This window comes from Halomonas sp. 3F2F (assembly GCF_014897805.1).
In the GTDB taxonomy this organism is placed as follows: domain Bacteria; phylum Pseudomonadota; class Gammaproteobacteria; order Pseudomonadales; family Halomonadaceae; genus Vreelandella.
Genome location: NZ_JABUZE010000189.1, coordinates 26,104 through 39,884 on the forward strand (window position 1 = coordinate 26,104; position 13,781 = coordinate 39,884).

At 51.5% G+C, this 13,781-nt stretch carries 16 protein-coding genes; 6 read left to right on the top strand and 10 right to left on the bottom strand.

Translation table 11 applies throughout. The features are described 5' to 3' along the window. Nucleotides 1-9: 9 nt before the first annotated feature. From INT21_RS19485 to INT21_RS19505, 5 genes are all read right to left on the bottom strand, one after another. On the bottom strand, nt 10-1,269 hold the full coding sequence (locus INT21_RS19485; RefSeq protein ID WP_193068720.1) for a PAS domain-containing methyl-accepting chemotaxis protein: 1,260 nt from the start codon (nt 1,267-1,269) through the stop codon (nt 10-12). Between the two features lie 123 nt (nt 1,270-1,392). After that, nucleotides 1,393-2,076, bottom strand: a complete 684-nt coding sequence (locus INT21_RS19490) for a DUF3047 domain-containing protein (protein WP_089039650.1) — start codon at nt 2,074-2,076, stop codon at nt 1,393-1,395. Continuing rightward, nucleotides 2,063-2,278, bottom strand: a complete 216-nt coding sequence (locus tag INT21_RS19495; RefSeq protein WP_193061771.1) for a zf-HC2 domain-containing protein — start codon at nt 2,276-2,278, stop codon at nt 2,063-2,065. The genes INT21_RS19490 and INT21_RS19495 overlap by 14 nt, the downstream gene beginning before the upstream one ends. Nucleotides 2,279-2,290: 12 nt before the next feature. Then, complete coding sequence (locus tag INT21_RS19500) at nt 2,291-2,860, bottom strand: sigma-70 family RNA polymerase sigma factor (RefSeq protein WP_193085598.1); 570 nt, start codon at nt 2,858-2,860, stop codon at nt 2,291-2,293. Between the two features lie 97 nt (nt 2,861-2,957). Beyond that, nucleotides 2,958-3,971: an isocitrate dehydrogenase gene (locus INT21_RS19505; RefSeq protein WP_125750946.1), complete on the bottom strand. Its 1,014-nt coding sequence runs from the start codon at nt 3,969-3,971 to the stop codon at nt 2,958-2,960. Between the two features lie 529 nt (nt 3,972-4,500). On the opposite strand from INT21_RS19505, the gene INT21_RS19510 reads away from it, so the two are divergent. Then, entirely contained in the window at nt 4,501-5,991 is a 1,491-nt protein-coding gene (locus INT21_RS19510) for a SulP family inorganic anion transporter (RefSeq protein ID WP_089039647.1), read from the top strand. Nucleotides 5,992-6,010: 19 nt separating this feature from the next. Continuing rightward, complete coding sequence (locus INT21_RS19515) at nt 6,011-6,868, top strand: universal stress protein (RefSeq protein WP_193061770.1); 858 nt, start codon at nt 6,011-6,013, stop codon at nt 6,866-6,868. Between the two features lie 50 nt (nt 6,869-6,918). Here the strand turns inward: INT21_RS19515 and INT21_RS19520 are convergent, their stop codons facing one another. Genes INT21_RS19520 through crcB (INT21_RS19530) form a run of 3 tightly spaced genes read right to left on the bottom strand, consistent with a single transcriptional unit; the run spans nt 6,919 to nt 8,676 of the window. Then, the gene (locus tag INT21_RS19520; protein WP_193085599.1) at nt 6,919-7,893 is read right to left on the bottom strand and encodes an arsenic resistance protein; all 975 of its coding nucleotides are present in this window, start codon (nt 7,891-7,893) and stop codon (nt 6,919-6,921) included. Between the two features lie 13 nt (nt 7,894-7,906). Beyond that, nucleotides 7,907-8,293 carry a fluoride efflux transporter CrcB gene (gene crcB / locus INT21_RS19525; protein WP_089039644.1) on the bottom strand — a complete coding sequence of 129 codons (387 nt, stop codon included), beginning with the start codon at nt 8,291-8,293 and terminating at the stop codon, nt 7,907-7,909. Then, entirely contained in the window at nt 8,290-8,676 is a 387-nt protein-coding gene (gene crcB / locus INT21_RS19530; RefSeq protein ID WP_193085600.1) for a fluoride efflux transporter CrcB, read from the bottom strand. The genes crcB (INT21_RS19525) and crcB (INT21_RS19530) overlap by 4 nt, the downstream gene beginning before the upstream one ends. Before the next feature lie 169 nt (nt 8,677-8,845). On the opposite strand from crcB (INT21_RS19530), the gene INT21_RS19535 reads away from it, so the two are divergent. Further along, the gene (locus INT21_RS19535) at nt 8,846-9,700 is read left to right on the top strand and encodes a universal stress protein (RefSeq protein WP_193085601.1); all 855 of its coding nucleotides are present in this window, start codon (nt 8,846-8,848) and stop codon (nt 9,698-9,700) included. An 18-nt stretch (nt 9,701-9,718) separates the two neighbouring features. Continuing rightward, entirely contained in the window at nt 9,719-10,060 is a 342-nt protein-coding gene (locus INT21_RS19540) for a TraR/DksA family transcriptional regulator (RefSeq protein WP_193085602.1), read from the top strand. A gap of 4 nt (nt 10,061-10,064) precedes the next feature. Here INT21_RS19540 and INT21_RS19545 read toward each other — a convergent pair whose 3' ends face one another. Further along, a complete protein-coding gene (locus INT21_RS19545) occupies nt 10,065-11,750 on the bottom strand; it encodes a 2-isopropylmalate synthase (protein WP_193085603.1) in 1,686 nt (561 codons plus the stop codon). Between the two features lie 218 nt (nt 11,751-11,968). Between INT21_RS19545 and INT21_RS19550 the strand changes: the two genes are divergently transcribed. Next, complete coding sequence (locus INT21_RS19550; RefSeq protein WP_083006767.1) at nt 11,969-12,454, top strand: Lrp/AsnC family transcriptional regulator; 486 nt, start codon at nt 11,969-11,971, stop codon at nt 12,452-12,454. Between the two features lie 71 nt (nt 12,455-12,525). After that, complete coding sequence (locus INT21_RS19555) at nt 12,526-12,885, top strand: RidA family protein (RefSeq protein ID WP_038477690.1); 360 nt, start codon at nt 12,526-12,528, stop codon at nt 12,883-12,885. Nucleotides 12,886-12,917: 32 nt separating this feature from the next. On the opposite strand, the gene INT21_RS19560 is transcribed toward INT21_RS19555, so the two are convergent. Beyond that, nucleotides 12,918-13,781, bottom strand: a complete 864-nt coding sequence (locus INT21_RS19560) for a MurR/RpiR family transcriptional regulator (RefSeq protein WP_038477687.1) — start codon at nt 13,779-13,781, stop codon at nt 12,918-12,920.

The following is a 13,781-nucleotide window of genomic DNA, read 5'->3' on the forward strand; positions in this document are numbered from 1 at the left end:
ATCAAGGTGCTAAAGAGAGAGTCGTTCGATAGAGTGAGAAACACTCTGCGCGCCTTGCAAAATTTCGCTCACAATTGACTCTATTTCTTTAACACTCGTTTGACTGCTTTCACCTTGCTTGACCACTTGCTGCATTGCCTGGGTGGTGCGGGCGACAAGTGCATTATTTTCTTTTAGGACTCGAGTGATTTCGCTCACCGCTTCACTTGATCCTTTGGCTAATTGGCGTACCTCATTTGCTACTACAGCAAATCCACGGCCCTGTTCACCTGCTCTTGCTGCTTCCACCGCGGCATTTAATGAAAGCAAGTTTGTTTGGCTGGCAATTTGCGCGATTGATGCAGTGATTTTGTTAATCTGTTCCGCTTGTTGGTTTAGTGCAGTGATTAGTTGCTGTGCTTCGTTGAGCGTATGGGCGGCATGTTGTGAGTCGGAAAGCACCGTTTGCAAGTGGGTTAACCCATTTTGAGCAATTCGCTCGGTTTGGCTAGACGATGCTTGGGCGCTGCTTACTGTGGCTTTAGCAGCTTCAGTTGCCAGCATTGCTTGAGTAATATCGGTAGCAAACTTAACGACCTTTACCACCTTACCCTCGTCATCAAAGATAGGGTTATAAGTAGCTTCCAGCCAAACGGCGCCTCCTTTGGCATTTAGGCGTAAGAACTTACCCTGCTTATACTCCCCTTGGCTTAAGCGTTGCCAGAAATCTGAGTGTTCTCGGTAAAAATCGTTATCGCAGAACAGTCGATGATGTTCGCCACGAAGTTTGTGCAGAGGATAACCCATTACTTGTTCAAAATTAGTATTGGCATCCAGAATAAAGCCGTCAGTTGTGAATTCAATGACTGCCATTGAGCTATTTAGGGCTTGAAGAATGAAACGTTCGCTAGCGGCGTTTTGGTGCTCTTTGGTCACGTCAGTGGCTACTTTTAAAATCTGTACAACGTTGCCACGACGGTTCTTGATCGGTAAATAGGTAGCCTCAAGCCATACCTCTTCGCCAAGTGCATTCATGCGCCGAAAACGCCCCTGCTGGCTTACACCTGCTGCAAGTGATTTCCAAAAATCATCATATTGACGGTTAGACGTTTCTTCAGGAAAACAAAAAATACGGTGATGCTGCCCCTTAATGTCAGCTAATAAGTACCCCATAGAGGCTAAAAACGACTCACTAGCCTCTTGGATAATGCCTTCCGATGAAAAATAGATACACGCAGTATGTTGGGTTAGGGCGCTACGTAAGGCGTCAGAAGCGAAATATGCGAGCATTGGTAGTCCCTTAAATCTAGTCTGTTGTCACCGAGAATAGGGTGATAGTAGATCAGATCTTAATAAAAGGCACTCTGTTTGTAATGGTTTTGTATAAATAAATGGTATGCTAGCCTTGTTTGACTATTGGGGACATGTAGGGGGAGTGCTAAGGCTAGAAAAGCCTAGTTGGGTAAACCACGCGGTGGCGTTGCCGCCTGTATTATCACCATCACTCATTAAGGCGATACCGTTGACTTGGCTAGGAGCACTGCCAAAAAGAGCTTGGTAGTCAGCACGGACATCGCGTACTTCTGCCACCCATTCCCCAACTGCGCTATTGCCACTTTGCAACGCCATCAGTTGTGCTCGGTCAGTAAAGGCATTTGGCCACGAGGCACCCTGAGGTTGGGTAGAGGACCAGACATAGTTAACCGATTCGACCTGCCAGGGAAGAATCCCTGTCTTGCGAGCCACGTAAACCCGTGCTGGATAGTCATCGCCCGCTTTCGCTGTCTCATCAACGCCCGGATAGATTGAGTCTACTTGCCAGCACCAGTGAAGATAGGGCGTTTCATTTAAATTAATATCGCGTTCCAGGTAGCGTGCAGAGGCCTGGCCCTGAGCATTGGCTTCAAGCACTCGTTGGCCTGATTTCTCAACAATGGAATAGCGTGTTTCGCCTTCGAAGCTTCGGGTAGGCCAGGTCATGATTTGGTTAGGTGTAAAGCGTATCTCTTGCCCGCTAGCGGTTGTAAATAATAACGGGCTAAAAAATAGGCTAGCTAGTGCTGTTCCTTTGATGGGAAAAGCACTAGCGAGGCTCATAACGACCACCGCTTTCTGTCGATTTTTTTGGTACAGCAGGGTGGTGCTCACCAATTTTGTGAAGCAGGTCAAATTGTCGGCTACAGGCGCGGCAGGCGCTGCACATAGAGAGATGTATGCGTAGTGCAGTACGTTCGCGAAAAGTGAGTGCTCTATCTTGCTTAAGTGACATCAAACGTGTTGCTTCACGGCACATTAGCATCTTTATTGGCTCCTACTGAGTCCAGCCGTTATCCAAGCACGCTCTTAACCTTAACCGTGCTCGGTGTAAGATAACCCAGCAGTTAGTTTCTGTTATGTCGAGTTCCTTACAAATATCCTGTGTCGATAATCCCATCAGCTCTCGTAAGGTAAATACGCGCGCGATACTGTCGGGTAGCGCTATTAAACAGGCATCGAACACTTGCCAGAAGCGCTGGTTCTCTAAAATATGCTCAGGTTCTCCCCAGTCGTGCGGGCGGGCGCTGGCCTGCCAATGCCCATTTGATTTGAATAGCCGGTCTAACGTGTCCTCGTCGATTGAGTCATTTAGCGGCTGCCAGCGCCCCTGTTTTTTCTGCTGGCGCAGATGGTCAAGTATCTTAAATTTCAAGATGCCAAATACCCAGGTTTCAAATTCTGAGCGCCCTTCAAATGAACTGGTTTTTTCAAACGCGGTGAGCAACGTTTCCCGAACGGCATCTTCAGCGGCAGCACTCTCTCTAAGCTGCAAGCGTGCAAATGCAAGCAGGCGAGGTCGCATATGGCTGAAGTGTTCGGCAGCTTGCTGTGAGGAGATAGGCAATGTGAGCTTCCCTAAGCTAAGAAAAGTCAGACTTAAAGCTCAAGGATCCCATCACCGCGTAAAATGCGTTGCGGTGACGGGAAAAGCACCTAAACAGTTAAGCGGTTAAGTGCTCTACGAGCGCTTGGGCAAATGTATCGGTTGTGCCGGTGCCGCCCATGTCGGGTGTCACCATATCGCGGCGTGTCTCCAGCACCGCGCGAATTCCGTGACGAATCGCGTCGCCTTTTTCGTTCATGCCTAAGTGATCAAGCATTTGGGCGGCTGCTAACAGCAGGGCGCAAGGGTTGGCGATTTTTTGTCCGGCAATATCCGGTGCTGAACCGTGAACTGCTTCAAAAATAGCAGCCTTTTCGCCGATATTAGCACCGGGCGCCAAGCCTAATCCGCCCACTAGTCCAGCACATAGGTCAGAAAGAATATCGCCAAACAGGTTGGTGGTGACAACGACATCGAACTGGTGCGGATTCATCACTAGCTGCATGCAGGCGTTATCTACAATCATTTCCTGGAATTCGATCTCGGGATACTCTTTGGCGACTTCCCTAGCGACATCCAAAAACAGGCCAGAGCTGGTTTTAATGATGTTAGCTTTATGTACAGCGGTGACTTTTTTACGGCCGTTATTTTTTGCTAGCTCAAACGCATAGCGCACAATGCGTTCGGAACCCTGGCGGGTTACCTTGATGACTGAGATGCCGGTATTGCCATCGTCAATCATCTCTTGGCCATCAGAGAGGTAGGCCCCTTCGGTGTTTTCCCTCACGGTAATCATATCGATATCGTTGTAACGCGAACGCGTGCCGGGGAAGCTAATCGCAGGGCGCACGTTGGCGTATAAGTCAAAATGACGACGCAACTGCACGTTGATGGAGGAGAAACCTTTGCCAATAGGGGTGGTCAGCGGGCCTTTCAGGGCAATACCGTACTTCTCGATGGCATCAAGCGATTCTTGAGGAATCAGCGTACCGTGTTTTTCAAGCGCCGCCAGGCCAGCATCGATAAACTCATAATTCAGGCCGCACTCCAGCGCATCAAGTACGCGCAGGGTGGCATCCATAATTTCGGGGCCGATACCGTCGCCTTTAATCACCGCAATTGACTGACTCATCATCTATTTCTCCTCTTTGGCGGGCATATTCGGCACGTGACTATGTGTGCCGCTTCAACATAAAACGTTGGCAATTGTCATTGTTTCTGGTGGCGCAATGGTACGCCACAATCAGTCGCGAGGTCACCCTGCCTAAGTAGAGGTGGGGGCGTATCAGCGCGTATCACAGTGTGAGCTACCAGAGTGGCGTGAGATGCAATGCGGCTGTGATGCTGTTAGAATGCTGCGCTTTGTCGCACCTTGCTTATTGCAACCGTACAGAATATTACTTATGACTGCATTTACTCACATCTTTTCTGGGCTGATGACTCCGCCCTAAGTAACTCCCTCCTTTATATAAGCGCCATGACGCCTATCGCGTTATGTCGGCGCTTGTGCATCCTATGGCCGTTCATTGGCTATTGATGCTGCCCCGTATCTTCGTGATGCAGCACTGTTTTGACAACCTATTCGCTTAATTGCGCGTTCTCGTTTCACCTCGGTGTGGCGGTAGTGCGTAGTGTTTCACCTTCAACTATGGACTCCCTGAATGGCACTTTTCAGTAAGCAAGAGTGGTTCTCTAACATCAAAGGCGACACGCTCTCAGGCATCGTTGTTGCCCTAGCGCTAATTCCTGAAGCGATTGCATTTTCGATTATTGCGGGCGTTGACCCCAAAGTGGGCCTATACGCCTCGTTTTGTATCGCGGTAGTGATCGCCTTTACTGGTGGTCGCCCGGGTATGATTTCAGCAGCTACCGGTGCGATGGCGCTACTGATGGTTACCTTAGTTCGCGAACATGGCCTGGAGTACTTACTAGCGGCCACGCTATTGACTGGGGTATTACAGATTATCGCAGGCTACTTAAAACTTGCAGAGCTGATGCGTTTTGTATCCCGTTCGGTGGTCACCGGGTTCGTGAATGCCCTAGCGATATTAATCTTCATGGCGCAACTGCCTGAGTTAACTAATGTGACGTGGCATGTGTATGCCATGACGCTAGCAGGCTTAGGCATTATCTATCTCTTCCCGTACTTGCCGGCGATTGGAAAGTCGGTCCCTTCTCCTCTGGTATGCATCGTGGTGCTTACCGGGGTGTATATGGTAAGCGGCATGGATATACGCACGGTAGGTGATATGGGCGAACTGCCCGATACACTGCCAATGTTCTTATGGCCTAGCGTGCCACTTAATTTAGAAACGCTAATGATCATCTTTCCCTACGCCATCATGCTGGCGGTGGTGGGCCTTCTTGAATCTATGATGACAGCCACCATTGTTGATGACTTAACGGATACACCCAGCGATAAAAACCGTGAGTGTAAAGGTCAGGGTATCGCTAATATCGGATCGGGTTTACTGGGCGGTATGGCAGGCTGTGCAATGATTGGTCAGTCAGTCATCAACATAAAATCCGGTGGCCGGACTCGACTCTCAACGCTTATCGCTGGTGTTGTTCTGTTGTTGATGGTGGTCTTCCTCGCGGATTGGGTCTCGCAGATTCCTATGGCAGCGCTGGTAGCGGTGATGATTATGGTATCGATAGGCACCTTTAGCTGGGAGTCGATTCGCGACCTTAAAAAACATCCGGTGAGTACCAATATCGTTATGCTAGCCACAGTAGCGGTGACTGTTGGGACGCACAATTTAGCGATTGGTGTCTTTGTCGGTGTACTGCTGGCGGCGATGTTCTTTGCTAATAAAGTCGGCAACATCCTGTATATCGGCTCGAAAGAAGTAGAACCCGGTAAAGAGCGTGAATACCAAGTAGTTGGCCAAGTGTTCTTTGCCTCTTCTGAGCGTTTTATTGCGGCCTTCGATCTTAAAGAGAGCATCGATAAGGTCACCATCAACCTTTCCCGTGCCCACTTCTGGGATATTACCGCTGTTCAGGCCCTGGACCGCGTGGTGATTAAGTTCCGTCGTGAAGGTACTGAGGTGGAGCTGGTGGGCTTGAGTGAAGCCAGTGCCACCGTGGTAGATCGTTACGCGGTACACAACGACCCTGAAGCAGTTGAAAAGCTAATGGGCGGCCACTAACCACCGCAAGGAGAGCGATATGACTGAACACGTACTCGCCGCGATTGATGGCTCCCAGTATGCAGAAAGCGTCTGTGACTACGCCGCTTGGGCAAGCTTGGCATTAAATGCGCCGCTTAGCTTTGTGCATGTGGTGGATAATCATTCTGATGTGCCAGCAGAGCAAAATTTGTCGGGTAACCTAAGATTTGGTGCCCGCGAGCGCTTGATGAAAGAGCTTTCTGAGCTTGATGAACAGCGCGCTAAGGTAAACCGTGAACAAGGCAAGCTGATGCTGGAAGCTGCCAAGGCACGGGCAGTAGAAGATGGAGTCGCTGATCCCATTATTCGCCAGCTTAACGGCACGCTGGTCGAAACCTTGGTAGAGCTAGAGAAAGACATACGTTTGTTGGTGGTAGGCAAGCGTGGTGAAACCGCTCACCACGCCAGCGGCCACCTAGGTTCTAACCTTGAGCGTGTGGTGCGTGAAATGCATCGCCCAATGCTCATGGTGCCCAAAGCCTTTAAGCAACCTGAAAAGGTACTGATTGCGTTTGACGGTAGCAAAACTGCCCGTAAAGGGGTGGAAATGCTGGCGCGTTCGCCGTTATTTACCGGTGCCGAATGCCATGTGCTGATTGTGGGTGCTGAAACCGCCGAGCATCGCAGCGAGCTTGATTGGGCGTTGACGACGCTACGCGATGCCGGCCACCAAGCCGAAGGCGCCATCCGTTCCGGTGAGGTAGACGACACCTTGCAAGCGTACGAGCAGGAGCATGCGATCGACCTTCTAGTGATGGGCGCTTATGGCCACTCGCGTATTCGCCACTTGCTGGTCGGCAGTACCACCACAGCGATGTTACGCGGTAGCCGAATTCCGGTACTGATATTGCGTTAATCAATACGTACGCTTTAACGCCGGTCACCACGCTAAGGGGCCGGCGTTTTTTATAGCTGGCTCGGAATTAGCTTGCCGGGCACCCAGCGTATCAACGCTATCATGCCAAATAACTCCACTAGCGATTGAAAAACAATAACGACTACCGCGGCTTGCCAGCCATTGGGCAGGGTAAGCGCAATGGGCAGCATGACAAACGAATTGCGCGTGCCAAAACTAAAGGCAAGTGTTCGGGCGCTGGTAAGCGGTAGTTTGAATAGACTGCCTAACGCTTTACCCAACAACCCAGCGATGACTAAAAAGCCGATAAAGATAAACACAACCTGCCACAGCACATGGCTAAGCCCTAGCACGCTATTCACCTGCGACGCGGCAATGACTAGCACTACCAGCGCAAGTAGCGGTATTGGTAGATAGCCAAGATACCCAGAGGCTTGGTTAATGACATGGTAGCGCTGGGCAGCAAACTCCGTCAGCCATGCCAATCCCAAAGGAAGCATAATTAAGCCAGCAAATGCGCTGAGAAGGTTGGTAGAAAAGGTTAACTGAAACCACTCGCCGCCTAAAAATAGCCACAGATAAACGGGCAGTGCGACCATTTGGATGAGCAGCAGCAGTGGTGTTGCCGCAACAGCGCGGGCGGCATCGCCTTTGCCTAAGTGCGTGAAAGTAATAAACCAGTCTGTGCAGGGCATCAGTAGCACTAGTAAAACACCCGCCATTACCGGTGGGGGAAGTGGTCGCCCCACTACTAAAAGACCTAGCACCAACACTCCCAGTAGCGCAGGAATGATAATGAAGTTGCCAATCAGCAGCGCTGCCATAAAGCGTTTATCGGTAACGCTTTGCTTGATATGTAATAGCGGTATTTGAGTAAAAGTGGCGTAGAGCAGTATACCGAGGAGCGGCCATAGCAGCTGTTCAAGTGATGACGCTAGTAAGGGAGCTATCAGACCTAATGTAAGCCCTAAGCAGATAAACCCTAGGTAAAACCAGGACTGCTGTCGCTCTAACTGCTCGCGCATAAAATACCTATGGTTATAGACGAGAAAGCGCTATGCGTTCTCCTAGCCAGGCCGCCAGTAACCAAAGCGGTAGGCTGATAAGTACATAAAGCAGCGCTAGCCCAGAAAGCCCCTGTTGAATAAGGTGCAATGTTTCCAGGCTAAAGAGTGAAAACGTGGTAAAGCCGCCACAAAAACCGGCCACTAACAGCGGCTGCCAGTGCGCAAGCTTGCCGTTAGGGAAACGTGAGGCGGTAGCGGCAATCCAACCGATGATCCCAGAACCCAGCACGTTAACCAACAGCGTGCCCCAGGGGAAATAGCCACCAAATGCCGCCAAAGACACGAGAGATACCCCGTAGCGAAGTGCACTGCCAAGCCCGCTACCAATCCCGACGGCTAGGTAAGCTCGCCAGTTCATAGCAACAACCCCTTAGCCAACAGCCAACCGAGCATGGCCATCACCATGCCGAGCACCAAGGTAGCAGCAATATTTAAGGCGGCACGCAGCGCTTGGCCGCTTTGCCACAGCTCAATAGTTTGTAAGCTAAATGAAGAAACGGTGGTGTAGCCACCTAGCAAGCCTGCAACACTAAATAGCCACAGCGGCTGTGTGGTTGGCACGCCGTAGTAACCAAGAAGTCCGCCCGCTATAAACGCACCGCTGGCATTCACCAGTAAGGTACCCCAGGGGAAGGCTTTGCCCAGCAGGTGGGCCATAAGGTTAGAAACGGCATAGCGACCCATGCCGCCCAATGCGCCGCCAAGTGCTACCAGTAGCATGCTCGCGATACCATGCCCCATCGTAACTCCTTTAACTGGCCGCGTTGATAGGCTGCTAAGTGTACCATCCACCCCATAACGATAGGGATGAATACAAAGAACGCGTTAAGGTGTCGCTGGTCAATAAGTTCGTGTAAAAAAGAGTGAGAATAATAAAAATCTTAACGCACCCGCTCAAGGAGTCGCTTCTATGTCTGATCGCGTGTTCGCCGCTATTGATGGATCTCAATATTCAGAAAGTATCTGTGATTATGCTGTCTGGGCCGCCAAGGCACTTGGTGCGCCATTAAGCTTTATTCATACCCTGGATAACCACTCCCTGGTGGCAGAGCCTGACCTAACCGGTCACTTAGGTTTAGGGACCCGAGAGCATCTGCTTGAAAAGCTTTCTGATATTGAAGAACAGCGCGCGAAAGTTGCCCGTGAGCAGGGGCGCTATATGCTCGATGCGGCAAAAGCACGCGCAATCGAAGCTGGTATTGCTGATCCACTCTGCCTTCAGCGTAACGGTACGTTGGTAGAGACCTTGGTTGAGAACGAAAAGGAGATGCGCTTACTGGTGTTAGGCAAGCGTGGCGAAACTGCGCATCAAGCCAGTGGCCATTTAGGCTCTAACCTTGAACGCGTTGTGCGTGAGATGCATCGCCCACTATTGATGGCGCCTAAGCAGTTTACGCAGCCGAAAAACGTGATGATGGCGTTTGATGGCAGCAAAACGGCTCGCAAAGGCATTGAGATGCTGGCCAAAAGCCCGCTCTTTGAAGGTGCTGCCTGCCATGTAGTGATCGTGGGCGCTGAGACGGCAGAAAACCGATCACAGCTTGAGTGGGCAATTGGTGTTCTTGAGTCTGCCGGCCACCACGCTGAAGGCGCAATTCGCGCTGGCGAAGTGGAAGAAACCTTGCGCGCTTACAAGCAGGAGCACGGTATTGACCTGTTGGTCATGGGTGCCTATGGCCATTCGCGTATTCGTCACTTGTTAGTGGGCAGTACGACGACCGCCATGCTACGCAATGCCCATTTGCCGGTGCTGATTCTGCGCTGAGGTCACTAGGAGGCGCAGATGAACCACCCTGAGGTAGACACTGCCGCGATACACCAAAAGCTGTTAGCGCTAGAGGTTTCTTTACGAGAGGAGAGCATTGAAAGCGCGTCTTCAAGAGAGACGGTGGTGCTTGATCAAACGTCGGTAGGGCGGCTGTCACGTATGGATGCGCTGCAGGGCCAAGCCATGGCAAAGGCAGAAGAGCAGCGCCGCCAAATGACGCTTAAGCGTATCAGCGGCGCCTTGCAGCGTATTGAGCAAGAGAACTTTGGCGAGTGCATCGAGTGTGGCGAATGGATTGGTGCCAAACGCCTCACCTGGGACCCGCTAGTGCTGACATGTATCGAGTGTGCTGAGTAAGCGCTTAGGCCTCAATAGCAGCGTCTTTCTGCTGATGCTGCTTGGTGGCCTGCGCCATATTAATGCCTGACAGCAGCGCCTTCAGTGATGCGCTAACGGTGTCACTGTCTTCGGCCACAGCGCAAAGTCGTTGTCCATCAATATTCAGCTGCACAAAGGCAATCGCATTGGCTTCGCTGTCGCCACCCAAGGAGTGCTCACTGTAGTCAATAATGGCTACATTGCTGCCTGAATGCTTCTTCCAGGCATCAGTGAAGGATGACATGGCGCCGTTGCCGGTACCTGACAAGCGCAGTGTTTCAGCGCCTTGCCAAAGGGTTATTTCTATTCCCTCGTGCTGGCCTTTTGATAGCCGGTAATCGGCCAATGCCAGTGGCGCATCTTGAGTGAAATTATCAAACATCACTTGGCGAATGATTTCACTGGAAAGCTCGCCGTTGCGGCGCTCGCTCTCTTGTTGCACGTAAGGGGCAAGGGCCAGCATCATCCAACGCGGTAAATTAATGCCGTAGTCTCGCTCCAGCAAAAAGGCCATGCCGCCTTTCCCAGACTGGCTATTCACCCGGATAACGGCTTGGTAGTCGCGGCCAATATCATGCGGGTCAATGGGTAAGTAAGCCACTTGCCACGGCTCGTCGGGTTTTTGATGCTTGAGGGATTTACGAATAGCATCCTGGTGGCTGCCGGAAAACGCGGTATACACCATCTCGCCGACCCAAGGGTGGCGCGGGTGCATAGTAATACCGGTACACTCATGCACCACCTGAACGATCTCGTCTGGGTTGGAAAGATCCAGCTGTGGGTCGATGCCTTGGCTGTACAGGTTCATCGCCAAGGTAACAATGTCCATATTGCCGGTGCGCTCGCCGTTACCCAGTAGCGTGCCTTCGACGCGGTCAGCTCCCGCCAACAGTGCCAATTCTGCTGAAGCAACTGCACCACCACGGTCGTTGTGGGTATGTACCGAAATAATCACGCTATCGCGACGGCTGATGTGCTGGCAAAAGTATTCAATCTGGTCAGCATGATGATGCGGCCCCGCAACTTCTACCGTGGTGGGCAAGTTGAGGATGCATTTGTTGTCAGGCGTTGGCTGCCAGACATCCATCACCGCTTCGCAGATGGCCAGTGAAAAATCGATTTCAGTGCTAGAGAAGCTTTCCGGCGAATATTGGAAACGCCAGTCAGCATTTGGGTGTTGGGCAGCATAGGTCTTCACCCAGGTAGCGCCTTGCACGGCAATATCGGTAATGCCAGCTCGATCCATCTCAAACACCCGCTCGCGCTGGATGGTCGAAGTGGAGTTATACAGGTGAATAATGGCGCGCTTGACGCCCGTCAGCGATGCAAAGGTTTTCTCGATTAAGTGTTCACGGCACTGCACGAGTACCGCAATAGTGACATCGTCTGGAATTTGGTCTTCTTCAATTAGCCAGCGGACAAAGTCGTAGTCTGGTTGGCTAGCTGAGGGAAAGCCCACCATCACTTCTTTAATACCTACCTTAATAATCTGCTGCCAAAAGCGTTGCTTTTGCTCAACCGTCATCGGCTCTAGTAGCGCCTGGTTGCCATCGCGTAGGTCTTCACTTAGCCAAATGGGCGCTTGCGTTAGGTCGCGGTCAGGCCATTGGCGGTTGAAGGCGGGAACACGCGGAGCAGGGCGGTATTTGCGATGATCAAAAGCAGACATGGTGAGTTTCCTGAAGGCGGTAAGTTAGTTGGACGGCCGCTTGTGGCGTAAGCCGCGTTAACAGGTGTCTGGGTAAGGCACCGTGTAGGGACTGCTTGTGACAGTCAATACAGTTTACTTGAAGTAAGGCGAAAGGTTATTGCGAAAATATGGTTTTATCGCCAATAATTGGCAATAAATGTCGTATTGTTATTTTTTATTGGTAGGAGCTGCTTGTTATGCCTGTCGTGCCGCTTGAACTTGATCGTTTTGATCGCCACATTCTGAATGTGTTACAGCAGGAAGGGCGGATTAGTAACCAGGAGTTAGCCGAGCGCATTGGGCTTTCCCCTTCACCTTGCTTGCGCCGGGTGCGTGCGCTAGAGGAGCACGGCTTAATTACCCAATATCGGGCCGATGTTGATGCGCGGCAGCTAGGCTATCAACTGATGGTGTTGCTGCACATTTCAATGGATCAACATACTCCCGAACGGTTTGATAACTTCGAACGTCATATTCGTAAAATTCCCAACGTGATTGAGTGTTTGATTATCACCGGCCAAGCGGCAGATTTTCAGCTCAAGATACTGGTTCGTGATATGGACGATTATCAGCACCTTTTACTGCACGTGATCAACCGTATTGAAGGCGTCACCGGAGCCCACACCAGCTTTGTTTTGCGACGAGTCTTTGAGCATCGCCCCGTGCCTACGGAGCGCGCTTGATTAAGAAGGCATAGGCAACGAAGCGGTGGCGGTTTACACTGCTTTTTTTGTCTTACCCAGGAGATTGAACCATGACAATTCAGCGCCATGATACAAAAGCCCGTATGAGCCGTGCCGTTATTCATCAAGGTGTGGCCTATTTGTGTGGTCAGGTAAGCGGTCCTGAAGCGCGCCACGAAGGAATTAAGGAGCAAACCGAGAGTATGCTGGCAAGGGTCGATGCCTTGCTAAAAGAAATTGGCTCCAGCCGCGAGCAGCTACTGAGCGCGACCATCTACCTTAAAGACGGTAATGATTTTGCTGCAATGAACGAGGTGTGGGATGCCTGGGTGCCCGAAGGCTATGCACCGGCACGCACCTGTGTATGCGCGCCGCTGCCTGCTGATGAGTTAAAAGTAGAAATTACCGTTACCACTGCCGTCAGCAGTTAAAGGGCCCGTATCAGCGATAGCTGTCTTACTGATTACTTACCTGCCTTTTCCACAGGAAAGCGGGTATCGCGCAGGCTATCTTTGATTTTCTTCAGGTGCGGTAGGAAGTCTTCGCCGCGCCTGAGTGTAACCCCAGTGGCTAAGGCATCGATCAGCGTTAGTTGAATCATCCGCGAGGTCATGGGCATATAGTGGTCGGTGTCCTCGGGGGTGGCGACTTCGAGAGTCGAGGTACATTCTAAGGAAAGCGGTGAGTTCGGGGCGGTGATCCCCAGCACCACGGCGCCTGCTTCGCGAGCAACGCGTGCGATATCGACCAGTTCTCTGGTGCGGCCTGTGTACGAGATAATCACCACTACGTCACCGGTATGACAGGCGGCAGCCACCATGCGCTGCATCAGCACATCTACATAGGCCATGACGGGCAAGTTAAAGCGGAAGAATTTGTGCTGGGCATCCTGGGCGACGGCACCTGAGGCACCTAAGCCAAAGAAATGGATCTGTTTTGCTTGAGTAAGATAATCAACCATGCGCTCAACAGCGGCCATATCGACCTCGCGCTGGGCTTCGTCCAGGGCGGCAATCGTCGCGCCAAAAATCTTATGGGTATACTGCGTTGCTGTATCGCCAGGCTCGACAGCGCGCGTCACATAGGGCGTTCCGCCTGCGAGGCTTTGGGCAAGTTTGATTTTAAAATCGGGGTAGCCTTTGGCGCCGAAGTTGCGGCAGAACCGATTGACCGTGGGCTCGCTGACGCTGGCCGCTTGGGCAAGGCTTGCAATGCTCAAGCTGGTGGCTACTGCTGGGTCCTCCAGGATGACATTGGCAACTTTGCGTTCTGAGCGGTTTAATTCTTCTAAGCGTTCGCGTAAGCGGTCAAGCAGGTCATGCGCCAT